The organism is Furfurilactobacillus sp. WILCCON 0119 (genome assembly GCF_053471565.1).
In genome coordinates this window covers 91,656-117,163 of sequence record NZ_JBPCCV010000006.1, presented here as the reverse complement: position 1 = coordinate 117,163, position 25,508 = coordinate 91,656, and the positions used below count along the sequence as shown (strand labels likewise).

37 protein-coding genes are annotated in these 25,508 nt (G+C 45.4%); 36 read left to right on the top strand and 1 reads right to left on the bottom strand.

What is annotated here, in order from left to right; all coding sequences use genetic code 11:
• Window positions 1–3 precede the first annotated feature (3 nt).
• The 29 genes from rpsC (at window position 4) to rpsI (ending at window position 15,675) form a co-directional block, all read left to right on the top strand.
• Window positions 4–666 carry a 30S ribosomal protein S3 gene (gene rpsC, locus ACRYI5_RS10290; protein WP_407879284.1) on the top strand — a complete coding sequence of 221 codons (663 nt, stop codon included), beginning with the start codon at window positions 4–6 and terminating at the stop codon, window positions 664–666.
• Window positions 667–668: 2 nt separating this feature from the next.
• Entirely contained in the window at window positions 669–1,091 is a 423-nt protein-coding gene (rplP, locus tag ACRYI5_RS10285) for a 50S ribosomal protein L16 (RefSeq protein WP_407879282.1), read from the top strand.
• A gap of 2 nt (window positions 1,092–1,093) precedes the next feature.
• Entirely contained in the window at window positions 1,094–1,294 is a 201-nt protein-coding gene (rpmC, locus tag ACRYI5_RS10280; RefSeq protein ID WP_057810414.1) for a 50S ribosomal protein L29, read from the top strand.
• 27 nt (window positions 1,295–1,321) lie between these two features.
• A complete protein-coding gene (rpsQ, locus tag ACRYI5_RS10275) occupies window positions 1,322–1,585 on the top strand; it encodes a 30S ribosomal protein S17 (protein ID WP_407879280.1) in 264 nt (87 codons plus the stop codon).
• A 52-nt stretch (window positions 1,586–1,637) separates the two neighbouring features.
• On the top strand, window positions 1,638–2,006 hold the full coding sequence (rplN, locus tag ACRYI5_RS10270; protein ID WP_407879278.1) for a 50S ribosomal protein L14: 369 nt from the start codon (window positions 1,638–1,640) through the stop codon (window positions 2,004–2,006).
• A gap of 49 nt (window positions 2,007–2,055) precedes the next feature.
• A complete protein-coding gene (gene rplX / locus ACRYI5_RS10265; RefSeq protein ID WP_407879276.1) occupies window positions 2,056–2,364 on the top strand; it encodes a 50S ribosomal protein L24 in 309 nt (102 codons plus the stop codon).
• 28 nt (window positions 2,365–2,392) lie between these two features.
• Entirely contained in the window at window positions 2,393–2,935 is a 543-nt protein-coding gene (rplE, locus tag ACRYI5_RS10260; RefSeq protein WP_407879274.1) for a 50S ribosomal protein L5, read from the top strand.
• A 17-nt stretch (window positions 2,936–2,952) separates the two neighbouring features.
• Window positions 2,953–3,138 carry a type Z 30S ribosomal protein S14 gene (locus tag ACRYI5_RS10255; protein WP_407879272.1) on the top strand — a complete coding sequence of 62 codons (186 nt, stop codon included), beginning with the start codon at window positions 2,953–2,955 and terminating at the stop codon, window positions 3,136–3,138.
• An 89-nt stretch (window positions 3,139–3,227) separates the two neighbouring features.
• Entirely contained in the window at window positions 3,228–3,626 is a 399-nt protein-coding gene (gene rpsH, locus ACRYI5_RS10250; RefSeq protein ID WP_407879270.1) for a 30S ribosomal protein S8, read from the top strand.
• 29 nt (window positions 3,627–3,655) lie between these two features.
• The gene (rplF, locus tag ACRYI5_RS10245; RefSeq protein WP_448225183.1) at window positions 3,656–4,192 is read left to right on the top strand and encodes a 50S ribosomal protein L6; all 537 of its coding nucleotides are present in this window, start codon (window positions 3,656–3,658) and stop codon (window positions 4,190–4,192) included.
• 77 nt (window positions 4,193–4,269) lie between these two features.
• Window positions 4,270–4,626: a 50S ribosomal protein L18 gene (gene rplR / locus ACRYI5_RS10240; RefSeq protein ID WP_407879267.1), complete on the top strand. Its 357-nt coding sequence runs from the start codon at window positions 4,270–4,272 to the stop codon at window positions 4,624–4,626.
• A gap of 18 nt (window positions 4,627–4,644) precedes the next feature.
• Entirely contained in the window at window positions 4,645–5,145 is a 501-nt protein-coding gene (gene rpsE / locus ACRYI5_RS10235) for a 30S ribosomal protein S5 (protein WP_407879265.1), read from the top strand.
• Window positions 5,146–5,158: 13 nt separating this feature from the next.
• The gene (gene rpmD, locus ACRYI5_RS10230) at window positions 5,159–5,344 is read left to right on the top strand and encodes a 50S ribosomal protein L30 (protein WP_407879263.1); all 186 of its coding nucleotides are present in this window, start codon (window positions 5,159–5,161) and stop codon (window positions 5,342–5,344) included.
• Window positions 5,345–5,376: 32 nt separating this feature from the next.
• Complete coding sequence (gene rplO / locus ACRYI5_RS10225) at window positions 5,377–5,811, top strand: 50S ribosomal protein L15 (protein WP_407879261.1); 435 nt, start codon at window positions 5,377–5,379, stop codon at window positions 5,809–5,811.
• Window positions 5,812–7,152, top strand: coding sequence for a preprotein translocase subunit SecY (secY, locus tag ACRYI5_RS10220; protein ID WP_407879259.1), 1,341 nt, complete (start codon window positions 5,812–5,814; stop codon window positions 7,150–7,152).
• A 2-nt stretch (window positions 7,153–7,154) separates the two neighbouring features.
• A complete protein-coding gene (locus tag ACRYI5_RS10215; RefSeq protein ID WP_407879257.1) occupies window positions 7,155–7,820 on the top strand; it encodes an adenylate kinase in 666 nt (221 codons plus the stop codon).
• Window positions 7,821–7,993: 173 nt separating this feature from the next.
• On the top strand, window positions 7,994–8,209 hold the full coding sequence (infA, locus tag ACRYI5_RS10210; RefSeq protein WP_017262672.1) for a translation initiation factor IF-1: 216 nt from the start codon (window positions 7,994–7,996) through the stop codon (window positions 8,207–8,209).
• 31 nt (window positions 8,210–8,240) lie between these two features.
• Window positions 8,241–8,360, top strand: a complete 120-nt coding sequence (rpmJ, locus tag ACRYI5_RS10205; RefSeq protein WP_081495882.1) for a 50S ribosomal protein L36 — start codon at window positions 8,241–8,243, stop codon at window positions 8,358–8,360.
• Between the two features lie 24 nt (window positions 8,361–8,384).
• Complete coding sequence (gene rpsM / locus ACRYI5_RS10200; RefSeq protein WP_407879254.1) at window positions 8,385–8,750, top strand: 30S ribosomal protein S13; 366 nt, start codon at window positions 8,385–8,387, stop codon at window positions 8,748–8,750.
• Window positions 8,751–8,778: 28 nt separating this feature from the next.
• Entirely contained in the window at window positions 8,779–9,168 is a 390-nt protein-coding gene (gene rpsK / locus ACRYI5_RS10195; protein ID WP_407879253.1) for a 30S ribosomal protein S11, read from the top strand.
• Between the two features lie 78 nt (window positions 9,169–9,246).
• A complete protein-coding gene (locus tag ACRYI5_RS10190; RefSeq protein WP_407879251.1) occupies window positions 9,247–10,191 on the top strand; it encodes a DNA-directed RNA polymerase subunit alpha in 945 nt (314 codons plus the stop codon).
• A 30-nt stretch (window positions 10,192–10,221) separates the two neighbouring features.
• Window positions 10,222–10,605, top strand: a complete 384-nt coding sequence (gene rplQ, locus ACRYI5_RS10185) for a 50S ribosomal protein L17 (RefSeq protein WP_407879250.1) — start codon at window positions 10,222–10,224, stop codon at window positions 10,603–10,605.
• Window positions 10,606–10,905: 300 nt separating this feature from the next.
• Complete coding sequence (locus ACRYI5_RS10180; protein WP_448225182.1) at window positions 10,906–11,424, top strand: hypothetical protein; 519 nt, start codon at window positions 10,906–10,908, stop codon at window positions 11,422–11,424.
• A complete protein-coding gene (locus tag ACRYI5_RS10175) occupies window positions 11,425–12,270 on the top strand; it encodes an energy-coupling factor ABC transporter ATP-binding protein (protein ID WP_448225181.1) in 846 nt (281 codons plus the stop codon).
• Entirely contained in the window at window positions 12,246–13,115 is an 870-nt protein-coding gene (locus ACRYI5_RS10170; RefSeq protein WP_448225180.1) for an energy-coupling factor ABC transporter ATP-binding protein, read from the top strand. The genes ACRYI5_RS10175 and ACRYI5_RS10170 overlap by 25 nt, the downstream gene beginning before the upstream one ends.
• Window positions 13,116–13,916: an energy-coupling factor transporter transmembrane component T family protein gene (locus ACRYI5_RS10165; RefSeq protein WP_448225179.1), complete on the top strand. Its 801-nt coding sequence runs from the start codon at window positions 13,116–13,118 to the stop codon at window positions 13,914–13,916.
• An 18-nt stretch (window positions 13,917–13,934) separates the two neighbouring features.
• Window positions 13,935–14,705 carry a tRNA pseudouridine(38-40) synthase TruA gene (truA, locus tag ACRYI5_RS10160; RefSeq protein ID WP_407879241.1) on the top strand — a complete coding sequence of 257 codons (771 nt, stop codon included), beginning with the start codon at window positions 13,935–13,937 and terminating at the stop codon, window positions 14,703–14,705.
• A gap of 120 nt (window positions 14,706–14,825) precedes the next feature.
• Window positions 14,826–15,269 carry a 50S ribosomal protein L13 gene (gene rplM, locus ACRYI5_RS10155; RefSeq protein ID WP_407879239.1) on the top strand — a complete coding sequence of 148 codons (444 nt, stop codon included), beginning with the start codon at window positions 14,826–14,828 and terminating at the stop codon, window positions 15,267–15,269.
• A gap of 13 nt (window positions 15,270–15,282) precedes the next feature.
• Window positions 15,283–15,675: a 30S ribosomal protein S9 gene (gene rpsI, locus ACRYI5_RS10150; protein WP_407879237.1), complete on the top strand. Its 393-nt coding sequence runs from the start codon at window positions 15,283–15,285 to the stop codon at window positions 15,673–15,675.
• A gap of 330 nt (window positions 15,676–16,005) precedes the next feature.
• On the opposite strand, the gene ACRYI5_RS10145 is transcribed toward rpsI, so the two are convergent.
• A complete protein-coding gene (locus tag ACRYI5_RS10145; protein WP_448225178.1) occupies window positions 16,006–16,995 on the bottom strand; it encodes a LacI family DNA-binding transcriptional regulator in 990 nt (329 codons plus the stop codon).
• A 149-nt stretch (window positions 16,996–17,144) separates the two neighbouring features.
• On the opposite strand from ACRYI5_RS10145, the gene ACRYI5_RS10140 reads away from it, so the two are divergent.
• From ACRYI5_RS10140 to ACRYI5_RS10110, 7 genes are all read left to right on the top strand, one after another.
• Window positions 17,145–17,402 (top strand): hypothetical protein, encoded by a 258-nt coding sequence (locus ACRYI5_RS10140; protein WP_448225177.1) that lies wholly within the window; start codon window positions 17,145–17,147, stop codon window positions 17,400–17,402.
• A gap of 11 nt (window positions 17,403–17,413) precedes the next feature.
• Window positions 17,414–18,157: a sugar phosphate isomerase/epimerase family protein gene (locus ACRYI5_RS10135; protein WP_448225176.1), complete on the top strand. Its 744-nt coding sequence runs from the start codon at window positions 17,414–17,416 to the stop codon at window positions 18,155–18,157.
• A gap of 2 nt (window positions 18,158–18,159) precedes the next feature.
• Entirely contained in the window at window positions 18,160–19,440 is a 1,281-nt protein-coding gene (locus ACRYI5_RS10130) for a gluconate:proton symporter (RefSeq protein WP_448225175.1), read from the top strand.
• Window positions 19,441–19,464: 24 nt separating this feature from the next.
• Window positions 19,465–20,427, top strand: coding sequence for a sugar kinase (locus tag ACRYI5_RS10125; protein ID WP_448225174.1), 963 nt, complete (start codon window positions 19,465–19,467; stop codon window positions 20,425–20,427).
• Between the two features lies 1 nt (window position 20,428).
• A complete protein-coding gene (locus tag ACRYI5_RS10120) occupies window positions 20,429–21,373 on the top strand; it encodes a phosphoglycerate dehydrogenase (RefSeq protein ID WP_448225173.1) in 945 nt (314 codons plus the stop codon).
• A 353-nt stretch (window positions 21,374–21,726) separates the two neighbouring features.
• Window positions 21,727–22,317: a restriction endonuclease subunit M gene (locus ACRYI5_RS10115; RefSeq protein WP_448225172.1), complete on the top strand. Its 591-nt coding sequence runs from the start codon at window positions 21,727–21,729 to the stop codon at window positions 22,315–22,317.
• The gene (locus ACRYI5_RS10110) at window positions 22,310–25,501 is read left to right on the top strand and encodes a type I restriction endonuclease subunit R (RefSeq protein ID WP_448225235.1); all 3,192 of its coding nucleotides are present in this window, start codon (window positions 22,310–22,312) and stop codon (window positions 25,499–25,501) included. The genes ACRYI5_RS10115 and ACRYI5_RS10110 overlap by 8 nt, the downstream gene beginning before the upstream one ends.
• Window positions 25,502–25,508: the final 7 nt, after the last annotated feature.

Below are 25,508 nucleotides of genomic sequence, written 5' to 3'. Positions count from 1 at the left end.
AGCGTGGGTCAAAAAGTAAATCCAAACGGATTCCGTGTCGGTGTTATCCGCGACTGGGAAGCCAAGTGGTATGCTGATAAAGATTACTCAACTTGGTTAATCGAAGACGTGAAGATCCGTAAGTTTATCGATCAAAGACTTGCCGACGCATCTGTTTCAACCGTTGAAATCGAACGGGCTGCTGGCCGTGTGGTATTATCAATTCACACTGCTAAGCCTGGGATGGTCATCGGTAAGGGTGGGTCAGAAGTTGAAAAGCTCCGGAAGGAACTGAACAACTTAACTGGCAAGCAAGTACACATTAACATTATTGAAATCAAGAAGCCTGACTTGGATGCTCACTTAGTAGGGGATTCAATTGCCAAGCAATTAGAGCAACGTGTTGCTTTCCGTCGCGCTATGCGTGGTGCTATCCAACGCTCAATGCGTTCTGGTGCACACGGAATCAAAGCAATGGTATCTGGCCGTTTGAACGGTGCTGATATCGCCCGTAAGGAACGTTACTCAGAAGGAACTGTTCCATTGCACACTCTGCGTGCAGACATTGACTATTCTTGGGACGAAGCACGGACAACCTACGGAATGCTGGGTGTTAAAACCTGGATCTACCGTGGTGAAGTTCTTCCCGCCAAGAAGTCAGCAAATACTCAACGAGGAGGGAAATAAACATGCTGGTACCTAAACGTGTAAAGCACCGTCGGGAATTCCGCGGTCACATGCGTGGTGAAGCCAAGGGTGGTAAGTCAGTCGCTTTCGGCGAATTTGGTTTACAAGCTACAACTTCATCATGGATTTCTAACCGCCAGATTGAAGCGGCTCGTATTGCGATGAACCGTTACATGAAGCGTGGTGGTAAAGTTTGGATCAAGATTTTCCCTCATAAGTCCTACACCTCTAAAGGTGTCGGTGTTCGTATGGGTAACGGGAAAGGGACACCAGAAGGTTGGGTATCCCCTGTTAAGCGCGGCAAGGTAATGTTTGAAGTCGGTGGCGTTTCTGAAGAAGTCGCTCGCGAAGCATTGCGTCTTGCTAGTCACAAACTTCCCGTTAAGACGAAAATCGTAACACGTGAAGAAGTAGGTGGCGAATAATTATGAAAATGACTGATGTTAACAAATTAACCACTGCTGAAATGCTTGAAAAAGAAAAGGGCTACAAGGACGAATTGTTCAACCTGCGTTTCCAATTGGCAACTGGCCAATTAGAAAACACCGCTCGGCTGAAGCAAGTTCGTAAGAACATTGCCCGGTTGAAGACGGCTCTCCGTCAACAAGAATTAAGCCAAAGCAAGTAATTATTATACGAAAGGAGAACTTAACCTATGACTGAACGTAACGCACGTAAGGTTTACCAAGGCCACGTGGTTTCAGATAAAAACGATCAAACGATTATCGTTGCCGTTGATACCTACAAAAACCACCCTGTTTATGGTAAGCGGGTTAAATACACCAAGAAATTTGTTGCGCAAGATGACAACAACGAAGCCAAGACTGGCGATGTCGTACGGATTATGGAAACGCGGCCTTTATCTAAGACTAAGCACTTCCGCCTGTTGAATGTCGTTGAAAAGGCTGTTGTCCTGTAATGACCAATTAATTTCTACGTATTCTAATTAGTTGCGGAAGGAGGATATAACCGTGATTCAACAAGAAAGTCGTTTAAAAGTTGCTGATAACTCAGGTGCCCGTGAAATCTTAACTATCAAGATCTTAGGTGGCTCAACTCGTAAGTCAGCCAACATCGGTGACATCATCGTTGCTACTGTTAAACAAGCAACACCAGGTGGCGTTGTAAAAAAGGGTGACGTTGTTAAGGCCGTTATTGTCCGGACTGTATCAGGTATGCACCGTACTGATGGTTCATACATTAAGTTTGATGACAACGCAGCTGTTATCATTTCTGATGACAAGAGCCCTCGTGGCACGCGTATCTTTGGACCAGTTGCTCGTGAACTGCGTGAAGGTAACTACATGCGGATCGTTTCATTAGCACCTGAAGTACTGTAATCAATTAATCAAGCTGAATGCATATATTGAACAGGAGGTGCACAGCAGAATGTTCTTAAAGACTGGAGACCAAGTTCGCGTTATCGCCGGTAAGGACAAGGGTAAGGAAGGCACGATCAAGCAAACCTTAGCTAAGTCAGACCGCGTTGTCGTGGAAGGCATCAACATGGTGAAGAAGCACCAGAAGCCAAACAACGAATTCCCACAAGGTGGCGTCGTTGATGTTGAAGCACCAATCCACGTTTCTAACGTGATGTTAATCGACCCATCAACTAAGGAACCAACTCGTGTTGGCTTCAAAGTTGAAGACGGGAAAAAAGTTCGCGTTGCCAAGAAATCTGGCAAGACGATCGCTTAATTATTAGGGAAAGGAGGACTATCTTAGAATGACTAACCGTTTGAAAGAACGATACGAAAAGGAAATTAAACCTTCCTTGATTGAAAAATTCAACTACAGTTCAAGCATGCAAGCCCCACACATCGACAAGATCGTGTTGAACATGGGGGTTGGTGATGCAACCACTAACTCAAAAAACTTAGACGAAGCTGTTGAAGAACTTGGTTTGATCGCTGGTCAAAAGCCACTGATCACTAAGGCCAAGAAGTCAATTGCCGGCTTCCGTCTTCGTGAAGGCATGTCCATTGGTGCCAAGGTTACCTTGCGCGGTGAACGGATGTATGACTTTTTAGACAAGTTGATCAATGTGTCATTACCACGTGTTCGTGACTTCCATGGTGTTTCTAACCGTTCATTTGACGGTCGCGGAAACTACACATTGGGTGTTCGTGAACAACTGATCTTCCCTGAAATCAATTACGACAACGTTAAGCGGGTTCGTGGTTTAGATATCGTTATCGTAACCACTGCCAACACTGATGAAGAATCCCGTGAGCTTTTAGCTCAAATCGGGATGCCATTTACTAAGTAATAGGAGGTTCCACAAACATGGCTAAGAAATCTATGGTTGTTAAAAGCCAACGCCCAGCTAAGTTCTCGACGCAAGCTTACACGCGTTGTGAACGTTGTGGACGTCCGCACTCAGTTTACCGTAAATTCCACCTTTGCCGTCTTTGCATGCGGGATTTAGCCCACAAGGGTCAAATTCCTGGTATGAAGAAGGCAAGCTGGTAGGCTTCGGTCTTTACTGAGGAAATTCGATTTGGATTCCTTTCAAGTCGTTTCATTATTTTTATCTCGATACTAAAAGGAGGCAAATATCGATGTCTATGACTGACCCGATTGCAGACTTCTTAACTCGGATTCGTAACGCGAACATGGTTCGCCACGATTCAGTTGAAGTGCCTGCATCAAAGATTAAACGCGACATGGCAGAAATCTTGAAAAACGAAGGTTTCATTCGCGATGTTGAATACATTGACGACGACAAGCAAGGCATTATCCGCGTATTCTTGAAGTACGGTAAGGATGGCGAACGCGTCATCTCCGGCTTGAAGCGGATTTCAAAGCCTGGTTTACGTTCATACGTGAAGGCTGATTCAGTTCCTAAGGTTCTGAACGGTTTGGGGATTGCAATCATCTCCACGTCTGAAGGTGTGATCACCGATAAAGATGCACGTCAAAAAGACGTCGGCGGCGAAGTGCTCGCTTACGTTTGGTAATCATTTTAATTCGATCGGAGGTGTAAATCGTGAGTCGTATTGGTTTTAAGATTGTGACTCTTCCCGCAGGGGTTGAAGTTTCACAAAACGGAAACGATGTGACGGTCAAGGGCCCTAAGGGTGAATTAACCCGGACGTTCTCTGACTTGATCACTATGAGCGTTGATGGCACAGAAGTTTCATTTACTCGTGTCAACGACAACAACAAGACAAAGGCTATTCACGGAACTACTCGTGCCAACTTCGCCAACATGGTTGAAGGTGTTACTGACGGTTTCAAGAAGACGCTTAAGTTAATCGGGGTTGGGTACCGTGCACAAATGCAAGGCACTAAGCTGATCATGAGTGTTGGTTACTCAAACCCTGTTGAATTCGACGGCCGTGAAGGCGTTACTGTTGAAGTTCCTGACAACACAACTGTTGTTTTATCAGGGATCTCAAAGCAACAAGTTGGTGACTACGCTGCGGAAATCCGTGGTATCCGTCCACCAGAGCCTTACAAGGGCAAAGGGATTCGCTATGAAGGCGAATACGTACGTCGTAAGGAAGGTAAAACTGGTAAGTAGTCTTTTGACTACACCGGTTGACTTCTGCTACTGGTTGCGGTGGTTAACACCGCAAATAAAATATGAGGTGAATTGTTGTGATTTCTAAACCAGATAAGAATAAAACACGTCAACGTCGTCATGCACGCGTTCGTGGCAAGATTTCTGGTACTGCGCAACGCCCACGCTTGAACGTTTACCGTTCTAATTCAAACATCTACGCTCAAGTAATTGATGACGTAGCGGGTGTGACGTTGGCAAGTGCCTCAACATTAGATAAAGATGTTAAGGGAACCACGAAGACGGAAAAAGCTGCTTCCGTTGGTGAAATGGTTGCCAAGCGCGCTGCTGAAAAGAAGATTACTGATGTTATCTTCGATCGTGGCGGGTACTTATATCATGGACGCGTGGAAGCCTTGGCTGAAGCCGCTCGTGAAAACGGACTTAAATTCTAGAGAAGGAGGAATAACCAAATGGCTTTTATCGACCCAAGTAAGTTAGATTTAGAAGATAACGTCGTTTCAATCAACCGGATCACTAAGGTTGTTAAGGGTGGACGTCGTCTTCGTTTCGCTGCCTTAGTTGTTGTTGGTGACCACAATGGTCACGTTGGTTTTGGTACTGGTAAAGCTCAAGAAGTTCCAGAAGCTATCCGTAAGGCTGTTGAAGCTGCGCACAAGAACTTAATCAAAGTTCCTACTGTTGGTTCAACATTGCCTCATGAAGTTTTGGGAATCTACTCAGGCTCAAAGGTTATGCTGAAGCCAGCCGTTGAAGGTTCTGGGGTTGCTGCTGGTGGTGCTGTTCGTGCCGTCATGGAACTCGCCGGAATCGCTGACGTTACTAGTAAGTCTCTTGGTGAAAGCACACCAATCAACGTTGTGCGTGCCACCTTTGAAGGACTTAAGGACTTGAAGCGTGCTGAAGATGTTGCTGCATTACGTGGCGTTTCAGTAGAACACTTAGCTGAATAGGAGGACGAAACTCATGGCTAATCAAGTAAAGATTACTTTAGTGAAAAGTGCCGTTCACCAGAAGCCAAAGGTTCGCAACGTTGCGTACAGCTTGGGCTTAGGTCGGATCAACAGTTCTGTTGTTCGTCCTAACAACGAAGCAACTCGCGGCGCAATCATGAAGATCGCGCACTTAGTAACAGTTGAAGAAGTTAAGTAACACAATTTCTTGTGTAAGGAGGTGCCAACCAAATGAAGTTGAACGAATTACAACCAAGTGAAGGTTCACGTAAAGCTCGCATGCGTCGTGGTCGCGGTACGTCTGCCGGAAACGGTAAGACTTCCGGTCGTGGTCAAAAGGGTCAAAAGGCTCGTAGTAAGACACGTGTCGGTTTTGAAGGGGGCCAAATGCCTCTGTACCGTCGTATTCCAAAGCGCGGTTTTACTAACATTAACCGTAAAGAATACGCAATTGTTAACTTGGCTTCTCTGAACAAGTTCGATGACGGTGCTGACGTAACAGCAGTTGCCTTAATTGAAGCAGGTTTGGTGAAGAACGACAAGAACGGTATCAAGGTTCTTGGTAACGGTGAAGTTACTAAGAAGTTGACTGTTCATGCAAACAAATTCTCAAACGCAGCAGTTGCTGCAATTGAAGCAGCCGGCGGTAAGACTGAGGTGATCTAGTTGATCTCGACGATTTCAAATGCTTTTAAAACGCGTGAAATCCGAAATAAGATCTTCTTCACCTTGTTCGTCTTAATCGTCTACCGATTAGGTTGTTACATTACAGTTCCCGGAGTCGACGCAGGTGCCTTACAGTCAGTTGCTAGCTCCGGGCTTGTTAATGTCTTGAACATCTTTTCTGGTGGCGGTTTAACAAACTATTCCTTGTTCGCGATGGGGGTTTCCCCGTTCGTGACAGCCCAAATCGTGGTGCAATTACTCCAAATGGATATTGTACCGCGTTTTGTGGAATGGAGTAAGCAAGGTGATGTTGGTCGGCGTAAGCTGAACCAAGCAACACGGTACTTAACCATCGTGTTGGCGTTCGTTCAGTCGATCGGGATCACGGCAGGTTTTAATGCGTTAAGCTCTATGCACCTAGTTAAGACACCGAACGCGAAAACGTTCATCATGATTGGGATTCTATTGACAGCCGGAACCATGTTCGCCACTTGGTTGGGGGACATGATCACACAGCGTGGTTTAGGTAACGGGGTGTCAATGTTGATTTTTGCCGGAATCATTGCGCGAATGCCTACGGGGATTCAACAACTCTGGCAGGAAAACATCAGTTCTGCTTCTAAAGGTGAGGCCTGGAAGGGTGCACTCTTTATGTTAGCAATTGCTGTGTTAGTTATTATCATCGTTATCTTTGTGACCTGGGTTCAGCAAGCAGAGCGACGGATTCCAATTCAATACACGCGCCGGGCAACTTCATCAGGTTCTGGTAGTTATCTACCATTAAAGGTGAACGTTGCTGGTGTGATTCCCGTAATCTTTGCCAGTTCATTAATTTCCACACCACAAACGATTCTGATGGCTTTCCAAAAGAATCATGGTGAGGATACCTGGTACCAGGTTATGTCGAAGATTTTCAGCATGCAAACCACACAGGGGGCCATCCTGTACACGGTTTTGATTGTTCTGTTCACGTTCTTCTATGCCTTTGTTCAGGTTAACCCTGAAAAATTGTCAGAGAATTTACAAAAACAGGGGAGTTACATTCCGAGTGTTTGGCCAGGTCATGATACTCAAGAATTCGTGTCACACCTGTTGATGCGCTTGAGTACTGTGGGTTCATTGTTCCTTGGTTTAGTTGCCTTGATTCCATTACTGGCCAGTGATATTTGGGGTCTGAATGAATCTGTTGGTCTTGGAGGAACATCTCTGTTAATCGTTGTTGGGGTTGCCATTGACATTATTCGTCAACTGGACGGCCTGATGATGAAACGGCAGTATGTTGGGTTCATCCGTGATGATGAACTAAATGAGCATCAACGAGAAGAGAAACAGGAGGATTAATCATGGCTTTCAACTTGATTCTGATGGGCTTGCCTGGTGCCGGTAAAGGTACGCAAGCACAAAAGATCGACGAAAAGTATCAAGTGCCGCACATTTCGACGGGGGATATTTTTCGTGAAGCAATGGCAAACGAAACCGAAATGGGTTTGGCTGCCAAAGCTTACATTGATAAAGGTGAACTGGTTCCGGACGAAGTCACTAACGGCATTGTTCGCGATCGGTTAAGTCAACCAGATGTCTTGGCAAACGGGTTTATGTTGGATGGTTTTCCACGGAACCTTGATCAGGCTGCGGCCTTGGATCAAATGCTAGCTGACTCTGATCGTCACCTGGATGCCGTGATCAATATCGACGTCGAGCCTGCCGTCTTGGTAGATCGGCTCTCATCTCGGTTCATTTGCCGGGTTTGTGGGACAACCTACAACCGGTTAAGTAATCCGACGAAGGTTGAAGGGACTTGTGATGTTTGCGGATCACACGACTTTTACCAACGTGACGATGACAAGCCGGAAACGGTTAAGAATCGTTTGGCTGTGAACATTAAGATGAACACGCCACTGGTTGATTACTATAAGAAGCAAGATGTTCTGCACACCATTGATGGTGATCGGGACATCGACGACGTTTTCAAAGACGTAGCGGACGTATTACAATCAGTTGATAACTAGCCAGCCCTGGGGTTTGCAGTCCCAAACGGAATGTGATAAAATCTCTTGGTATGGTTTGCGCAGTGATTGTGCAAAAAAGGGGTGGAAACGGCTGTTTTCGCCATTTTTCCGTCGATGAGACGCCACCGGATTAGTGAGAGACTAAAATATTGAAGTAAGGGAGGAAACCCTGTTTGGCTAGCGACGTAATTGAAATCGAAGGTACTGTTAAGGAAACGTTGCCTAACGCAATGTTTAAGGTAGAACTTGAAAACGGCCACGAAATTTTGGCGCACGTGTCTGGAAAGATTCGGATGCATTACATCCGAATTCTGCCTGGTGATAAAGTCACGGTTGAAATGTCACCGTATGACTTAACCAAGGGCCGGATCACTTACCGTTTCAAGTAACCGAGGCCTCATAATTTTTGGAGGAAACATCATGAAAGTAAGACCATCAGTAAAGCCTATGTGCGAACACTGCCGTGTCATCAAACGTAACGGCCGTGTTATGGTAATTTGCTCAGCAAACCCTAAGCACAAGCAACGTCAAGGTAAATAATTCAATTAAAAGGAGGTAATTGTTATGGCTCGTATTGCAGGAATTGACCTTCCACGGGACAAACGGATCGTGATCGGTTTAACTTACATTTTCGGAATCGGTAATACTTCAGCACAAAAGATTTTGGCTGAAGCTGGTGTTAGTGAAGACGTTCGTGTACGGGACTTGACTCCAGATGATGAAGACAAGATCCGCGCGATTGTTGATAACTACAAGGTTGAAGGGGATCTTCGCCGTGAAGTTAGCTTAAACATCAAGAACTTACAAGAAATTGGTTCATACCGAGGCATGCGTCACCGTCGTGGTTTGCCAGTGCGTGGACAACACACTAAGAACAACGCGCGGACTCGTAAAGGCCCAGCTAAAGCAATTGCTGGCAAGAAGAAGTAAATCATAAATAAAGGAGGTTAACATTCTCATGGCAGGTAGAAAAACATCGCGTAAGCGTCGTGTTAAAAAGAACATTGAGTCTGGTGTAGCACACATCCACTCAACATTTAACAACACGTTGGTTATGATTACCGACGTACAAGGGAATGCTGTTGCTTGGTCATCAGCTGGTTCACTTGGTTTCCGTGGTAGTCGTAAGTCAACACCATTCGCCGCACAAATGGCAGCTGAAGCAGCCACTAAGGGTGCAATGGATCACGGTATGAAGACCGTTGAAGTTGCTGTTAAGGGACCTGGTTCAGGTCGTGAAGCCGCTATCCGGGCTTTGCAAGCAACTGGTCTTGAAGTTAGCTCAATCCGTGACGTTACACCAGTGCCACATAACGGGTCTCGTCCTCCAAAGCGTCGTCGTGTTTAATTGATGACATCACTTATTTGGAGTGATGGGACGTCATTGATTAAATGTAGACGAGTTTTGAAAGGGGTAAACTAACAAATGATCGAATTTGAAAAGCCAAACATTCACAAAATTGATGAAAGCAACCATTATGGGAAGTTCATCGTGGAGCCACTTGAACGTGGTTACGGAACAACCTTAGGTAATTCGCTTCGCCGGATTTTGCTCTCATCTTTGCCTGGTGCAGCTGTCACCAGTATTCAAATTGATGGCGTCCTTCACGAATTCTCAACTGTTGAGGGTGTCGTTGAAGATGTCACTCAGATCATTTTGAATATGAAAAAGGTTTCGTTGAAAATGGCCACCGACGAAGAAAAGGGAATGGATATCGACGTCAAGGGTCCTGCGATTGTTACCGCTGGTGACATTCAAACGGATGCTGACGTTGAAATCATGAACCCGGATCTTTACATCTGTACTGTTGCAGATGGTGCCACTTTCCACATGCACTTAACTGCTAACAAGGGCCGTGGATACGTTTCAGCTGATGAAAACAAAGCTCGTCAGGATGATATGCCAATTGGTGTGTTACCAATCGATTCCATTTATACCCCAATCGAACGTGTTAACTACCAAGTTGAAAACACTCGTGTTGGCCAACGTGATGACTACGATAAGCTGACCTTAGACGTTTGGACTGATGGTTCAATTACGCCTAGTGAAGCAATTAGTCTCGCTGCTAAGATTCTAACTGAACACTTGACGATGTTTGTCGACTTAACCGATACAGCGAAGAATGCTGAGATCATGGTTGAGAAGGAAGAAACACACAAGGAAAAGATGCTCGAAATGACCATCGAAGAGTTAGATCTTTCTGTTCGTTCTTATAACTGTTTGAAGCGTGCTGGAATCAACACGGTTCAAGAGTTAACGGATCGGACTGAAGCCGACATGATGAAGGTTCGCAACCTTGGTCGTAAGTCACTTGAAGAAGTTAAGGCAAAATTAGCTGGCTTAGGTCTGTCCTTAAAACAGGAAGACTAGTCAGACTTACCGTCAAAAGGAGGGTTAAGCATGAGCTACCGCAAATTACAACGTACCAGTTCACAACGTAAAGCCTTGTTACGCGACTTAACGACAAATTTGATCGTTAACGGTCGGATCGAAACGACTGAAGCACGCGCCAAGGAAGTTCGTAAGACCGCTGATCAAATGATCACCTGGGGTAAGCAAGGCGACTTGCATGCTCGTCGTGAAGCAGCAGCTTTCTTACGTAACGTCATTGCTGATGTTAAAGAAGATGGCGATAACGTGACTGCACAAACTGCTTTACAAAAGTTGTTTGAAGAATTAGCACCACGTTTTGCTGAACGTAATGGTGGTTACACACGGATGTACAAGACGATGCCTCGTCGTGGCGATGCCGCACAAATGGTTATCTTGGAATTCGTTGACTAATCAACGTTCGCTTCACCTGTAGTCTGAATAGCTACCCTAAGTTTATCGACGGATCGACTTAGTATTTGAATATTCAAATTAATCACTAGTGCCAATGGTATAAAGCGTTATGATGATGGCGATCGCGTTCGCCCAGTCTAGCTTGAATGAGCTTTTGCTCGAGCCGTGGTGCTAAGTGATTTTTTTGTACATAGAAATAAGCCCAGTGCTGGGTAACCGTCGTTTAATGACGCTTGCACCGGGCCAAAGACTCCGCTAAAATAATGCGGGATTGGTGATTTTAAAGTGAGGTGACAAGTGGTGCAACAACGCCATGCAAAGTTAATGACCGGGCTGGTAGTTGTCTTTTTTGCCATCTTGGCACTTGGCGCAACAGCCATTACAACGCTTAATGCGCAACGGGAGCATGAGGCCCATGAGTCTCAGCTTCGGCGTCTGAGTGAAAAGGCTGCAAAAGTCCTGCCAAAAGAAGCGTTTAAACCAGGGACATATACGTTAACGGAAAAGCATTACGTTGACGGTTACCGGGTTACTGCGCAAGCTGTTGTTGATAGCAACGGAACGCTGACGCACGTTGAGTATAATCGGTTGGACCATTTCGGGTTGTATGACCCGGCGACCGGTCCGGCGATTAGTACGTGGAACGCGGCGCTATTGAAGGATCCGAACACTGGAAAGTTGACCCAGGGCTCGGCAGACAAAACATTGTTCATGACCTATAAAACGTACATGAGTCAGCTGATCCACGCGGCTCATACCGGTGAAGAACACGACCTCACCGTGACAAACTACGTGATGAAGGGAAAAGGAGCTGGCTAGATGAGTGCGATTATTGAAGTAAACGAACTGGCTTACCAGTACCCAGATGCTGAGGGCCAAGCACTAAATAAGGTTTCGTTAACGGTTAATGCGGGTGAGTGGGTTGCCATTGTTGGGCATAATGGTAGTGGCAAAAGCACCCTGGTTCGTGCGGTTGACGGCCTGCTAGACTTTAAACAGGGGGACGTCACCGTGGGCGGGATTCACTTAACCCCCGACACTGTGTGGGATGTTCGTCGTCAAATTGGGATGGTTTTTCAGAACCCCGATAATCAATTTGTGGGGGCGACCGTTGCTGATGACGTGGCGTTTGGTTTAGAAAACGCCGGCGTTCCCCGGGCAGAAATGCAGGAACGGGTTCAGGCGGCCCTTGAGGCCGTTGACATGTGGTCATTTGCTAACCGCGAACCCAGCCGGTTATCTGGTGGGCAAAAACAGCGGGTTGCGTTGGCCGGTGTAATTGCGATGAATCCACAAATTATCATTTTGGACGAAGCAACAAGTATGCTGGACCCACTCGGCCGCCAAACCGTTCTTGCCGTTATGGCCAAGTTACGCCAGGGGCTAGCGGGGACCATGCCAACGGTCATCTCGATTACCCATGACCTTGCGGAAGCAGCCCAGGCTGACCGCTTAATTGTGATGGATAATGGGCAGCTCGTTACGACGGGGGAGCCAGCAACAATTTTTAGCGACCAGGCACTCTTGGAAAAGACGGGACTAGACGAACCGTTCACAACCAAACTGGCGGCGGCATTGACAGCCCACGGTGCGGTGGCACCAACGCAGTATCAATCAGCGGCGGAAATGGAGGACTGGTTATGGCAATCACATTCGACCATGTAAACTACACGTACCAGCCAAACACACCGTTTGAAACGGTTGGTTTAACGGACATTAACTTTACCGTTCCAGATGAATCATTAACGGCCATTATTGGTCATACAGGTAGTGGAAAAAGCACCCTGATTCAGCACCTGAATGGTCTGTTAAAGCCGACGAGTGGGCAGGTAACGGTGGATGACTTCACGTTGACCCATGAGACGACCAACAAACATTTGAAGGCACTCCACCAGCATGTCGGCATGGTGTTTCAGTTTCCTGAAAGTCAGTTGTTTGACCAAACGGTGATCAAAGACATCGCGTTTGGTCCGCTAAACTTTGGTGCTGCTGAGGATGAAGCGGCTGACCGGGCGCGTGAAGCTGCTAAAGCGGTGGGACTAGCAGATAACCTATTGGAGCGGTCACCGTTTGAACTATCCGGTGGGCAAATGCGTCGGGTCGCCATTGCTGGCGTACTTGCCAGTCAGCCGCAGGTGCTCGTTTTAGATGAACCCACAGCAGGACTCGATCCGCGGGGCCGTCAGGAAATGATGCATATGTTTGCGCAACTACAGGCGGATCAACATCTAACGGTGGTCTTAGTGACTCACCAGATGGACGATGTGGCGGATTATGCAGACCAGGCACTTGTGATGGCTCATAGTCACCTAATGAAGGTGGGAACGCCGCTAGACGTGTTCAGTGACCAGCAGTGGCTGGCCGATCAGGAACTGGCGCTACCAACAGCGGCAGCGTACGCAACACAATTAATGAGCCGTGGCTTTACGTTTGATCAATTACCACTGACAGCGGATGAGTTAGCGGCTCAGTTGGCACCACAGTTACCCGCAACAAAGGGGGGCCAGTAGATGTTAGAACAAATGACACTTGGCCGGTACATTCCCGGACATTCGTGGCTTCACCGCTTGGACCCCCGGGCGAAGCTGCTTTTATCGCTATACTTCATTATTTTGGCCTTTTTAACTAGTAACTGGATGACCTATGTTTTATTGTTTGTGATTGTTGGTGCGACGATTATGCTCACTGGTTTGAGCGTGGGGTACTTTATTCGGGGCATTGGCCCACTGATTTGGCTCATTGTGTTGACCGCTGTTTTACAGCTGCTATTCACACCGGGGGGAACCGTGTACTGGCACTGGGGGATCTTGATGGTGACGTCCACCGGGATCCAACTCGCCGTTGCTGTCTTCTTGCGGTTCTTACTGATCATCACGATGGCCACAATCTTGACCTTAACGACGGCGCCACTCGCGTTAGCTGAGGGGGTTGAGGCCATGTTGCAGCCACTACGGGTGGTTCACTTTCCTGTGGCCCAAACGGCGTTAATGCTCTCCGTGGCCCTTCGGTTTGTTCCAACATTGTTGGATGAGGCGCAAACGATCATGAATGCGCAACGGGCCCGTGGGGTGGAATTTAATAACGGCGGTTTAGTAAAACGACTGCACGCCATTGTTCCCTTATTGATTCCACTGTTTGTGGGAGCAATTGGGCGGGCGGATGATCTGGCAACAGCCATGGAGGCGCGCGGGTATCAGGGCGGCGCCAACCGAACCAAATACCGGGTCCTCCAATGGCATGGTGCGGATACGCTTGCTGTGGTTGTGATGCTCATGGTTAACGTTGCGTTGATCGTGTTACGCCACGTGTAGAGAATGGAGAAGTAATCTATGTCCCAACGTTACAAGGTTGTCATTGCGTATGACGGCACCAATTTTTCCGGGTTTCAGCGGCAGCCACACCGTCGCACCGTGGAGTCTGTGCTGACCAAGGTGGTCAATCAGATTGCAAAGAACCCGACACCGGCGATTGAAGTTTTCGGTTCTGGCCGAACGGATGCCGGCGTGCATGCCCACGGCCAGGTGATCCACTTTGATCTGCCCAAGCCACTGCCAGCCAGAAATTTACAGTTGGCGTTAAACAGCATGTTTCCACTGGATATGACCGTGAAGTCCGTTGAGCTGGTGGATGATGACTTTCATTCCCGGTTTTCGACCCACGGCAAGCGGTATCGGTACATTGTGTCGAACACAGCGTTTGTGGACCCGTTTAAGCGTAATTTCACCGGACATTACAAATACCCCCTGGACGTTAGCAAAATGCAACAGGCGGCTCCTGCGTTGGTTGGAGAGCATGATTTCACGAGTTTCGTGGCGTCAGGGAGTCAGGCTCAGTCAAATGTCCGGACAATTTACGCGATTACGATTCATGCGGATGAAGCACAACATGAAGTGACGTTCGACTTTTACGGGAGTGGGTTTCTATACAATCAGGTGCGGATCATGGTCGCCGTTCTCCTTGAAGTGGGGAATGGGCGGCGGGCCGTGGACTCATTACCGGCTGTTCTAGCAGGAAAGGATCGCGAGTTAGCCCGTGAAACGGCACCGGCGAGTGGCCTGTACCTTGAGGAAGTTGTGTATGAAAAGCCGCCATTGACATAAATTTGTAATTGACTTATTGGGGTGTGGACAGTACACTGTTACTTGGTATTGTTTGCCCCACGATAAGCCCCGGAAAGTTTTATCGAGTGTCAAACAGACAAGAAATTGGAGGAAAATACCGTGCGTACAACATATTTAGCAAAACCAGGTGAAGTAGACCGTAAATGGTATGTGGTTGATGCCACAGACGTTCCTTTGGGACGTTTAAGCACCGTCGTTGCTTCAATCCTTCGTGGAAAGAACAAGCCAACGTTTACCCCTAATGTGGATACGGGTGACTTTGTCATTGTTCTGAACGCGTCAAAGGTTGCCTTAACTGGTCACAAAGCAACTGATAAGATCTACTACCATCACTCAAACCACCCAGGTGGCTTGAAGTCACGTACTGCAGGAAACTTACGTGACGAAAACCCAATTCGGTTGATTGAAACTTCCGTTAAGGGCATGTTGCCAGCAGGAACGCTTGGTCACAAGCAACTGCTTAAGCTGCACGTTTATGCAGGTGATCAACACGATCAAGCTGCACAACAACCAGAAGTTCTGGATATTACTAATTTAATCTAAGGAGGAAATCACATTGGCTACTGTTCAATATGCCGGCACAGGTCGTCGGAAAAACTCAGTTGCTCGGGTACGTTTAGTTCCTGGGACTGGTAAAATTACCATGAATGGTAAGGATATTACTGAATACATTCCTTTCGCTAACTTGCGTGAAGTGGTTGTTCAACCATTTGCTGCAACAGAAACGACTGGTAACTATGATGTTTTAGTTAACGTCAATGGTGGTGGCTTCTCCGGTCAAGCCGGTGCCACTCGTCATGGGATCGCCCGTGCTTTACTGACGGTTGACCCTGATTTCCGTCCCGCATTGAAGAGCGCCGGGTTATTAACTCGTGACGCCCGGATGAAGGAACGGAAGAAGCCAGGTCTTAAAAAGGCCCGTAAAGCTTCACAATTCTCAAAGCGTTAATCTTTCGATTTTCGATTTGGTGGATATGCAAAACCCCTCGCTGTTATGGCGAGGGGTTTTTGTGTGCGACATTAAATGGTTTGGGGATAGCAAAATGAAAATAAACCGCGGTGTCGATTCTCCCATTAAGAGGATCGACACCGCGGTTTATTTGTATTGTCCCGCACTTTAGCAAAACTACTCAGTTACCTCAGGGAACCAAGGTAACGCTTTGTCACTATCCAACGCATAGTCGTTATGATATTTCTCCAGGACCTGTAACCAGCCGGTCGATAAAGCTGTTAGATCGATGGAGTCATCCCGCATAACGTAAATGTTAAAACGAAACTTCTACAGTGATGCTCGCTGTTCAATCAGCGCCGGAATCTGAATTTTTTCCACCGTTAGTTTATCGCCGGTGGTTAATGCTGCCAATAATTTGTCTGCGGCGGTTTGACCGATTGCGAGGGGATCTTGGATGATTGCGGAAACAGCAGGGGTCACTAAATCGGCAAGACCATCGTCATCATAACCAATGAGCCCCACGGTCTCTGGAAACGACACCCCGTGGTTTCGGAGGGCCCGGATAACTTTCCACAGGATTTCCCCGTTAAGAGCGTAAAGGACAGTTTCGGGGTGGGTGGTTAATTCGTCAACGGCAAGTTTGTCCCAAGCTGATGTGTGGTCGAGATCAATAATTTTGGTTGAGATGGGTGAACCAGCAATGCTTTCCGTTAAGCCATCAAGCCGGTTCTTCCGGCTACTGATGGTCTGAGCACTATTGGTCAACAAAACAACGTGTTGATAGCCCTTCACCTTGATCAATTCGCCCACTTCAAAGGACTTTGCAAAGTTATCCGAAACGACGGACGGCCAGATGGCCTGGTTAACATAACGGTCGACCTGAATCGTGGGAATGTCGGCGTCAATCAGATTTTGATACTGGTGCAAGTCGTTGGTGAGTGGTTGAAGAATAATGGCGTCCACTTCATCAGCAATCAATTTTTGAATGTTGAGGGCTTCCAGTTCGATTGAATTATCGGCGTCCATAATCATGATCTGATAGGGGGTGTCGGCCAGGGCGCTGTTGACCCCCTTCAAGAGGCGTGATGTGTAAGGATTCGAAATGTCAGCAACTGAGATCCCGATCAAATGGGAGCGGTGGTTCTTTAAAGATTGCGCCCGGCGGTTTGGACTGTAGTTGAGGTCTTTAATCGTCTGCGCAATCTTCTTTTTAGTGTCGGCAGACATGTTGTCATACTTCTGGTTTAAAAAGCGCGAGACGGTCGTTTTTGAAACCTGAGCGGCCTCGGCTATATCATTAATAGTCGTTTTTTTCATAGTGGATTAAGTATACATCAAAAAAACAAGATTAAAAAAGTTGACAGGCAAACTGGAAGCGATTACACTGTCTTAGTAAACCGGTTTCGGAAAACGGTTCACCAAACTTGCAAGTTGGTGAATCAAGCCAATAAAAGGGGTAAAAACTGATGGAAGACAACAGTGTCAAGATTGATCCAGAGCGCTTCGCAATGACGTTTATGAGCACTTTACATGCGGATGATTCGGACAAGGACATTGAACGGTTGGCCAAGCATGAGCTTGCTGCATACTTAACGGCTTATTTCTTAATTGAAAAGTTCAATAAGTTGGATGCGCAAAACTTTAACGCAGAATCAGATCAGGATTGGCACCAATTGCCGTTTGGTGAATTACTCAGTAAAGTCAGCGAACTTAATCGCTATTAGGGTGAAAGAAAATGAAACGAAATCAAATCGTACTTAATAATCTATTGTTTGATGCAGATCATCAAGCGGGGGAACCCCAATTGGCAATGTTACAGCGCGTGGTGGACTTAAACATTACGAACGCTGAAATTCGCCGGGAATACTTTTTCGATCTGAATGCTGAAATGGCGGGGATCAAATCGTTTGCTGAAGCGCATGATCTAAAACTCTTTTACTCGGTTCCAGATGTCTTGTTAGTTGATGGGGGACTGAATCCGAAACTGGCCATGTACTTTGACGAAGCCGAAAAGATGGGCGTGTCAGTGATTAAGTTTAACGTGAATGAAAATCCGACACTGACTGAGGAACAAGCCGCACAACTGGCTGACTATGCAGCACGCGTGGATCAGATTAACGTTGAAAACAATCAAATTAAAAGCACTGGGAGCATTGAAGCAATTTTGGCCTTTATGAAGGTCATGGAAAAGTATCAGTTACCCATTGGCTATGTCTACGACATGGGCAACTGGCGCTACGTTGACGACGATGAAGTTGAAGCAGCCAAGGCACTGACCAAATATGTTCGGTACATTCACGTTAAGGATGATCTTGGAACTGGTAGTCAAACGAAGACCGTTCCACTGGGGCGTGGTGACATTAAGTGGCAATCAATTTTAGCCATCCTCCCGACGGACGTTCCGGTTGCGTTGGAATATCCGGTGACCAGTGAACAAGAGATTGGCGACGGGATCGAACACTTATTAAGTGAGGTATAACCATGGAAAACATTGTGATTAGCTCACTGCTATTATTAACGTTCTTGGCGTTCATTTATTACATTGTGAAGGGCGGGAACCTCACGATTGGGTTCTTCGTGATGGCAGTGTTATGGGCAGTTATTGGCCTTGTGCCAGTGAACGTGGCAATGCAAAAGGTGATTGCTGAGCCAGCGCTAAAGTACGGGCCGACAATTATTTACATTGTTTTTGGATCGTGGTTTGGCCGGGTTCTGGTGGACACTGGAATTGCGGGCTCCATTTCTTCCAAAACACAAAAGCTGGGGAAAAAGGCACCGGTTCTGGCAACAATTGTGATCGTGCTGGTAACGGCGTTGATCTTCTCGTCAGCTTATGGTGTGGGGTCCGTAATGGCCATTGGGGTCATTCTCATTCCGATCCTTCTGTCGATTGGGGTGCCTAAACGGGTGGCCATTCCGGCATTTACAATGGCCATTGGTGCGGCAATGTACATTAATGTCGTGCTGTTTAACCAAATCAAGGCGTTCTTCCCATCAGTTAACTACTCCGGTCGCTACCTCGTCTTTGGGATCACAGCGATGGCGGTCCAATTGGTGGGTGTCATTATCTTCGTTCTTTTAAACAGTCGCCAAATTAAGGATGGGCATGTCGATTTCATCGAAGGCGAACAGGCCCCTGAGGATATCACACAGGTCAACCCAGTAACGTACATCATTCCGTTACTACCGGTCGTCTTTAACCTGTTGTTCAAGTGGGATGCCATTCCGTCACTATTACTATCCACACTGATTGCTTTACTCTTGACGGGCAGAATGAAGAAGTTTTCCGAGCTCGTGGCGTTTGTCAATAAAACCACCAGCCAGGCCATTAATGATATCTCCGGTTTAATCATGTTCTTAATGGCATTGATCATGTTCGTTGGGGCAGCCACCATTAATGTCCCACGGTTTAAGGGCCTGATCGAAGTGATTTTACCGCACAACGCGTTAGTTATTGCGATAGCATTTGGGGTTTTAGCACCACTAGCGTTGTTCCGTGGACCGTTGCATGTTTGGGGTGCTGGTGCGGCCACTGCGTCCGTATTGGCGGCAACACATACGTTTAGCCCAATGTTTTTGCTACCACTGTTTTACACCGTCAGCATTATGGCCGTGTCCATTGATTTGACGCAGTCATGGAACACATGGGCGCTGACCTACTCAAAGTTAGAGGCAAAGACGTACCTGAAGATGGGCGTTCCCGTTATGTGGGTGATCAGTATTGTTAATACTGCGCTTGTCTACCTGTTCTTTGGTCGTTAATTAAATTGTTAAGGGAGAAAGATGATGACTGAACTATTAACTCTAGGTGAACCAATTGTCACATTTGCATCGACGGATGTTGATAAGAACCTGGTCGAAAGCATTAACTATTACAAACTACTTGGCGGTGCCGAACTGAATGTCATGATTGGGGCAACCCGTTTGGGACACTCAACGGAGTACATTTCCCAAGTTGGTGAAGACCCCTTGGGTGCGTTCGCCATTAATGGGGTTAAGGCATTCGGCGTTGGCGCAAACTACATCAGCTCAGATGCGAATAACTGGACGGCCTTTCAGTTGAAAGAACGGGTATCAAAGGGCGATCCGAAGACGTTTAATTTTCGCCGGAATTCAGCAGCTGCTCATTTAGATAAGGCAGTTATTGATACCATTGATTTGAATGGCGTCAAGATGGCCCACCTCTCAGGGATCTTCCCCGCAATTTCGGAGACGGCCCGGGAAACGTTTACCTATTTTGCAAAACGAATGCTGGCCAACCACATCCAAACCACGTTTGATCCAAACTTGCGGCCTGCTTTATGGGCGTCAACGGAACAAATGGTCACCACCATTAATGAGCTGGCCAAGTACGGGAACATCGTTTTACCTGGTGTGGATGAAGGGGAGATCTTAATGGGATCACGTGATCCAGAAAAGATTGCCGACTTCTACCTAAACAATGGGGATGTCACAGAGACCGTTATCGTTAAGATTGGGGCCGCTGGGGCCTACATTAAAAACCGTGGCGATGAGACTGGTGTTCAAATTCCTGGTTTCAATGTGGATCACGTGGTTGATACCGTTGGAGCCGGCGATGGCTTTGCACTTGGCGTCATTACCGCGTTACTTGAGGGCCTCGATATTCAAAGTGCTGTTGAACGTGGTAACGCGGTTGGCGCACTCCAGGTTCAAACACCAGGGGATAACGATGGATACCCAACTCGGGAAGCATTAGCAACGTTTTTAGCGACAAGTAAAGGAGAATAACATGACAAAACAGATGGTCTTTTTACCAGATGATGTTCCAGCAGCAGGAAAAGAAATTTTAGAAAACGCAGGGTTGGACGTTGTTGTCGGAACCGGCCGTGATAAGCAGGTCATGATGACTGAAGGAAAGGACGCAAGTGCCGTGTTGATCGGCACGCAACCGTTCGACGACGAAGTGATGGCCGGCATGCCAAACTTAAAGGTGATCGCGCGTAACGGAGTTGGCTATGACTCCGTGGATGTGGACGCAGCCACAAAGCGTGGAATTCAGGTGGTTAACACCCCTACAGCGCTGTCAGGAGCCGTTGCAGAGACTGCGGTGACAGAACTACTTGCCATCAGTAAGAACCTGTATCAGGATTCAAAGGCACTGCATGATGACAATTGGAACTATCGGAAGACCCATCTTGGTCACGATATCTACGGGAAGACCGTTGGGATTCTGGGCTTTGGTCGAATTGGTCGGGCCGTTGCAGAAAAGTTGCAGGGCTTTGGCGTTACGCTCATTGCGGTTGATCCGTTTGCAAAGAGTACTGACACCGTAACGATTGTCGACCGGGAGACTCTGTTTAAGGAAGCTGACTTCGTGATGGTCCACCTGCCAGCAATTCCGACAACGGAGCACTCAATTGGGGCCGCCGAGTTTAAGTTGATGAAGGACGATGCATACCTGATCAACATGGCGCGGGGGAGCATCCTCGTGGAGGCTGACCTGGTCGCTGCATTGAAGAACCATGACATCGCTGGTGCAGCGCTGGATGTCTTTGAGGAGGAACCACTACCTGTAACCAACCCGTTAGTTGGATTGGACAATGCGTTGTTAACGCCACACATTGCCTCGAATACAGTGGAAACTAAGCGGCGGATGGCCATTGACGCTGCGAATGACATTGTGCGGGTGCTGAGTGGGGAAGAAGCGAAGTACAGGGTTAATGAAGTGAAGTAAAGAAATAGCGTTGCCATTATCGAATTTTAGATTCGATAATGGCAACGCTATTTCTTTACTGCGTAAGCTCATAATTAGCATATTAATTATGGTAGATAAAAAATGTTGAAAAATAACAAAAAGTTTTTTTACGAATCCTACATAAGGATTACATCGAAAAAAGTAGTTTTTGATAAAAAAAGCTAACGATAACAATAAAAAATAGAACGAGAGTCCGTGTTTTGTTGTTATCAAGATGTGCCTTTTTGAAATTGCAAAAATAGGCATGCTGCACTTTGCAATCTTTGTGCTATAGTTAGTCGTGCTGATAGGTGATATAAAAAATGTAATTTAAGAAAGGCACGATAAAAATAATGGATAAAACACAACCTTTAGTGCAAACGATTAGTGGTTCCCCACAATTTAGAATTGAAGAAACATTAGATAAGACTGCCCCACTTTATTTCTACTATGGTCAGGCAGAACTAGAAAATGATCTGATAGGGATTGACTTGACACCTAGTGACGCGAAGCAAATCCGAACCGCGAATACTGTTAAAACTGTTCACTCGGGAGATGCTATTTTTAGCCTCATATCTGGAAGAGCCTCGATAGCTAGAAAAAAGCATCAAGATTATTTGTTGACCCAAAATTATATAAAATTGAAACCAAGTAAGAAGCTTGATGCCAAATACTTAACTTATCTACTTAACGAGGATAACAGTATTAAGCACCAGTTTCAAGATAGCATGCAAGGGTCGATAATATTTAAATACACAGTTAAACAAATAAAAGAACTTAGGTTTACAAATTTGCCGACACTAAAAGTTCAAGAGTTAATCGGAGAAGTTTATTTTAATTATTTACATTTACAGGCGATAAGGAAACGACGAATTACGATCGAAAACGCTGCTATGCTTGAAATTCTAAAAGGAGTAAAAAATGATGAAAGAATCGATGAATGAATCTAAATTTGAAAAGAAATTGATCGACTATATGTCAGGTGATATTACACACATTAACGAGGGGAGTGTGATTGATGATGATCCTTCAGAATATGTGATTAAAGGGCGAGGATGGAAATATGAGCCGACTATTAAAACAACGGAAGGATTATGGGAGAACTTTAAAAAGATTCTTGAGCAACATAACCAAAACACACTTGATTATCCTCTTAGTCCAGTAGAATTTAATCAAGTTAAAAAAATCATTTCTGAGCTTCAAACCCCATATCAAGCTGGACAATTTTTGTACGGTCTGAACGGTGTTTCACAGATTGAAATTGATTTAGATGATGGTCGACATGTATTTCTAACAGTGTTTGATCAAAGTCAAATTGGTGCAGGGGATACAGTGTATCAGGTGGTAAACCAAATTGAACGGCCAGCCATCATCACGGGAAAACAGGATCGTCGTTTTGATACAACCTTATTAATTAATGGATTGCCCATTATTCAAATAGAGGAAAAACGCGATGGTATTGATGTGAATGAAGCGTTAAACCAAATGAAGCAATACATTAGTGAAGGTCAATACCACGATATTTATTCAACGCTACAAATTCTAGTTGCGATTACGCCTAATAATGTTAAGTATATGGCAAATACAACAATCGGACAATTTAATAAGGACTTTGCATTTAATTGGCAACGTCAGGACGATAATAAGATTGTGCGAAATTGGAGAGAATTTGCAGATTCAATGCTATCAATTCCAATGGCTCATCAAATGGCGACTAATTATATGATTTTGGATGGAACAAAGAACAAGCAAATGTTAAAAGTTATGCGTCCTTATCAGGTATACGCCACACAGAAGGTTATTGAAGGGTTAAAGAAGGCAGATTTTGAGCTTAATATAAATAAAATTGGATACGTGTGGCATACGACAGGGTCTGGTAAGACGATTACAAGCTTTAAAACTGCTTGGTTAGCTAGTCGAATGCCGAATATTAATAAAGTGGTTTTTGTGGTCGATCGGATTGCGTTGACAAAACAAACAAGCGATAATTATAAAGCTTATGACCCGGAGGCTACTGATGATGAAGATGGAAGCGTTCAAGATACTGATAATACAACAGATCTAAGTCGTAAGTTAAGATCGAAGGACAACAATATTGTTGTTACCTCGGTTCAGAAGTTGTCCACACTGATCAAACGTAAATCGTTTAAAGCACCTAAGAAACATATTGTTTTTATTGTGGATGAGGCACACCGTTCAACAGGCGGTGAATCATTTGAAAGTATTCAACATGCGTTTAAACATGCCGCATGGGTGGGATACACCGGGACTCCAATGTTTGACCAAACGACATCTGGATTGAGAACTGAGGACATTTTTGGACCGTTACTTCATGCGTATACAATTCGTGAAGCAATTGTTGATCGCAATGTTTTAGGGTTTAAAGTTGATTTTGAAACGACAATTAATGAAGATTCAATGAAGGAAAAATACCTTCCAAATTTTTATCATCAACGTTATCCAAAGTGGTCGGATGAAAAAATTCAGGATCGAATTGCTAATCTTAGCCAAGATGATATGGATGATGCAGTTGCGCCAAGCTTTTATGATGAAAATCCAGACCATGTGCGAGAAGTCGTTAAGGATATTTTTAATAATTGGCGAAATCGTTCTAATGATGGAAAATACAATGCATTATTGACGACGCATGTTGGTGGTGGTCCTAGCACACCAATGGCAATGATGTACTTTAATGAATTTCAACGGGTAAATGAGTTGCAAAGGGCATCAGGGGAGCAAACACTAAAAGTAGCAGTTACTTTTAGTCAAAATTCCTCTAACAGTGACAGCATGTTGGCAACGAATGAAGGATTGTTTTCAGCAATTTCCGCATATAATGCAGAGTTTGGTACTCAATTCGGAATGGATGACGTTTCGGGCTATACCCAAGACGTTACGGCACGACTAACTAAATCGACAGATGACGACAACTTCTTAGATTTGGTTATTGTTGTTGATCAGCTATTAACAGGTTTTGATGCTCCTGAGCTTAATACATTGTATGTAGATCGGACGTTAAAAGGTGCAGGGCTAATTCAGGCATATTCAAGGACTAACAGAATTGCGAACATGCAAGAAAAACCCTGGGGGCGTGTGGTGAACTACCGTTGGCCAACGCAAAATGAAAAACTAATGAACAAAGCCTTGGCAATTTATGCTAATAAAGATTCTGCTGTGCTTACAGATGAAGAACGCTATCGTCAAAATGTTCAAGATGGGATTACGGCACCAGAGTTTAAAGATACCCTGAAGAACGTTAAAAAAACGGTTAAAGACTTATCAAACTTGACAGATGAATTTACTCAGCTACCGTCATCTGAAAAACAAAAGGGTAACATGTTAGGTCTGATGCATGAATATAATGCTGGAATGGCAAAACTAAAGCAGTATGATCCTAAACCTGGCTCTGATAAATCAGAAGGTGGCTTTAATTATGATAAACCCGATGATTTAATTGCTGCTTTGGGGATGACGGTTGATCAGGAAAGTATGTTAACGACGGTCTTGACAAATGAATTAAAATCACAAATGGCTAAGACAAAAAATGTTCCAATTCAGCAAATTGAACTTCAAATGACACACATTAAGGATGTTAAGATCGATTATGATTATTTAACTGAGTTAGTTGAGCAGTTGTTGAATGAAACACATGAAGGTAAATTAGCTGAAGCTAGAGATACACAAGGCAAGATTAATCAGTTTGCGAATGGACTGGATGATCGTAGCTATGCAACGAAAATTATTAATGCTGCTGATATGATTATTACAGGTCAATTTCCGCCAGTTGAAATGAACTTTCCCTATCCGGCAAGACTGGAAAATAGTGAAGCTGTTATTCGGGATGCGAATAATGTTAGTCTCGATCGAACGTTGCTGGATTTTCGAATTAACTGGGGGATCACAGATTTTATTAGTGGCTCACAAATGAAGAATCTATTTGAAACGCATCGCTATGGGAAACAAGACTTAAATGATACTGGAAAACTTCAAGATGTTATTACAGCCGCAAGTGTTGAGTATAAAACTTTGGCTCACAGTGTGGATGTTCAAAAGCTTTCTAAAATTAAGTATCGAAATGAGTTGCGCGAAGCGGTTTATGAACTAGCTGATAAATTAGTTAAAAGTTAATGTATAT

What these genes read in the sequence shown, in the direction of transcription:
- rplP (WP_407879282.1), top strand. Translation starts at nt 669, where the DNA reads ATGCTGGTACCTAAACGTGTAAAGCACCGTCGGGAATTCCGCGGTCAC.
- rpmC (WP_057810414.1), top strand. Translation starts at nt 1,094, where the DNA reads ATGAAAATGACTGATGTTAACAAATTAACCACTGCTGAAATGCTTGAA.
- rpsQ (WP_407879280.1), top strand. Translation starts at nt 1,322, where the DNA reads ATGACTGAACGTAACGCACGTAAGGTTTACCAAGGCCACGTGGTTTCA.
- rplX (WP_407879276.1), top strand. Translation starts at nt 2,056, where the DNA reads ATGTTCTTAAAGACTGGAGACCAAGTTCGCGTTATCGCCGGTAAGGAC.
- rplE (WP_407879274.1), top strand. Translation starts at nt 2,393, where the DNA reads ATGACTAACCGTTTGAAAGAACGATACGAAAAGGAAATTAAACCTTCC.
- ACRYI5_RS10255 (WP_407879272.1), top strand. Translation starts at nt 2,953, where the DNA reads ATGGCTAAGAAATCTATGGTTGTTAAAAGCCAACGCCCAGCTAAGTTC.
- rpsH (WP_407879270.1), top strand. Translation starts at nt 3,228, where the DNA reads ATGTCTATGACTGACCCGATTGCAGACTTCTTAACTCGGATTCGTAAC.
- rpsE (WP_407879265.1), top strand. Translation starts at nt 4,645, where the DNA reads ATGGCTTTTATCGACCCAAGTAAGTTAGATTTAGAAGATAACGTCGTT.
- rpmD (WP_407879263.1), top strand. Translation starts at nt 5,159, where the DNA reads ATGGCTAATCAAGTAAAGATTACTTTAGTGAAAAGTGCCGTTCACCAG.
- rplO (WP_407879261.1), top strand. Translation starts at nt 5,377, where the DNA reads ATGAAGTTGAACGAATTACAACCAAGTGAAGGTTCACGTAAAGCTCGC.
- ACRYI5_RS10215 (WP_407879257.1), top strand. Translation starts at nt 7,155, where the DNA reads ATGGCTTTCAACTTGATTCTGATGGGCTTGCCTGGTGCCGGTAAAGGT.
- rpmJ (WP_081495882.1), top strand. Translation starts at nt 8,241, where the DNA reads ATGAAAGTAAGACCATCAGTAAAGCCTATGTGCGAACACTGCCGTGTC.
- rpsM (WP_407879254.1), top strand. Translation starts at nt 8,385, where the DNA reads ATGGCTCGTATTGCAGGAATTGACCTTCCACGGGACAAACGGATCGTG.
- rpsK (WP_407879253.1), top strand. Translation starts at nt 8,779, where the DNA reads ATGGCAGGTAGAAAAACATCGCGTAAGCGTCGTGTTAAAAAGAACATT.
- ACRYI5_RS10190 (WP_407879251.1), top strand. Translation starts at nt 9,247, where the DNA reads ATGATCGAATTTGAAAAGCCAAACATTCACAAAATTGATGAAAGCAAC.
- rplQ (WP_407879250.1), top strand. Translation starts at nt 10,222, where the DNA reads ATGAGCTACCGCAAATTACAACGTACCAGTTCACAACGTAAAGCCTTG.
- ACRYI5_RS10175 (WP_448225181.1), top strand. Translation starts at nt 11,425, where the DNA reads ATGAGTGCGATTATTGAAGTAAACGAACTGGCTTACCAGTACCCAGAT.
- ACRYI5_RS10170 (WP_448225180.1), top strand. Translation starts at nt 12,246, where the DNA reads ATGGCAATCACATTCGACCATGTAAACTACACGTACCAGCCAAACACA.
- ACRYI5_RS10165 (WP_448225179.1), top strand. Translation starts at nt 13,116, where the DNA reads ATGTTAGAACAAATGACACTTGGCCGGTACATTCCCGGACATTCGTGG.
- truA (WP_407879241.1), top strand. Translation starts at nt 13,935, where the DNA reads ATGTCCCAACGTTACAAGGTTGTCATTGCGTATGACGGCACCAATTTT.
- ACRYI5_RS10145 (WP_448225178.1), bottom strand. Translation starts at nt 16,995, where the DNA reads ATGAAAAAAACGACTATTAATGATATAGCCGAGGCCGCTCAGGTTTCA.
- ACRYI5_RS10140 (WP_448225177.1), top strand. Translation starts at nt 17,145, where the DNA reads ATGGAAGACAACAGTGTCAAGATTGATCCAGAGCGCTTCGCAATGACG.
- ACRYI5_RS10135 (WP_448225176.1), top strand. Translation starts at nt 17,414, where the DNA reads ATGAAACGAAATCAAATCGTACTTAATAATCTATTGTTTGATGCAGAT.
- ACRYI5_RS10130 (WP_448225175.1), top strand. Translation starts at nt 18,160, where the DNA reads ATGGAAAACATTGTGATTAGCTCACTGCTATTATTAACGTTCTTGGCG.
- ACRYI5_RS10125 (WP_448225174.1), top strand. Translation starts at nt 19,465, where the DNA reads ATGACTGAACTATTAACTCTAGGTGAACCAATTGTCACATTTGCATCG.
- ACRYI5_RS10120 (WP_448225173.1), top strand. Translation starts at nt 20,429, where the DNA reads ATGACAAAACAGATGGTCTTTTTACCAGATGATGTTCCAGCAGCAGGA.
- ACRYI5_RS10115 (WP_448225172.1), top strand. Translation starts at nt 21,727, where the DNA reads ATGGATAAAACACAACCTTTAGTGCAAACGATTAGTGGTTCCCCACAA.
- ACRYI5_RS10110 (WP_448225235.1), top strand. Translation starts at nt 22,310, where the DNA reads ATGAATGAATCTAAATTTGAAAAGAAATTGATCGACTATATGTCAGGT.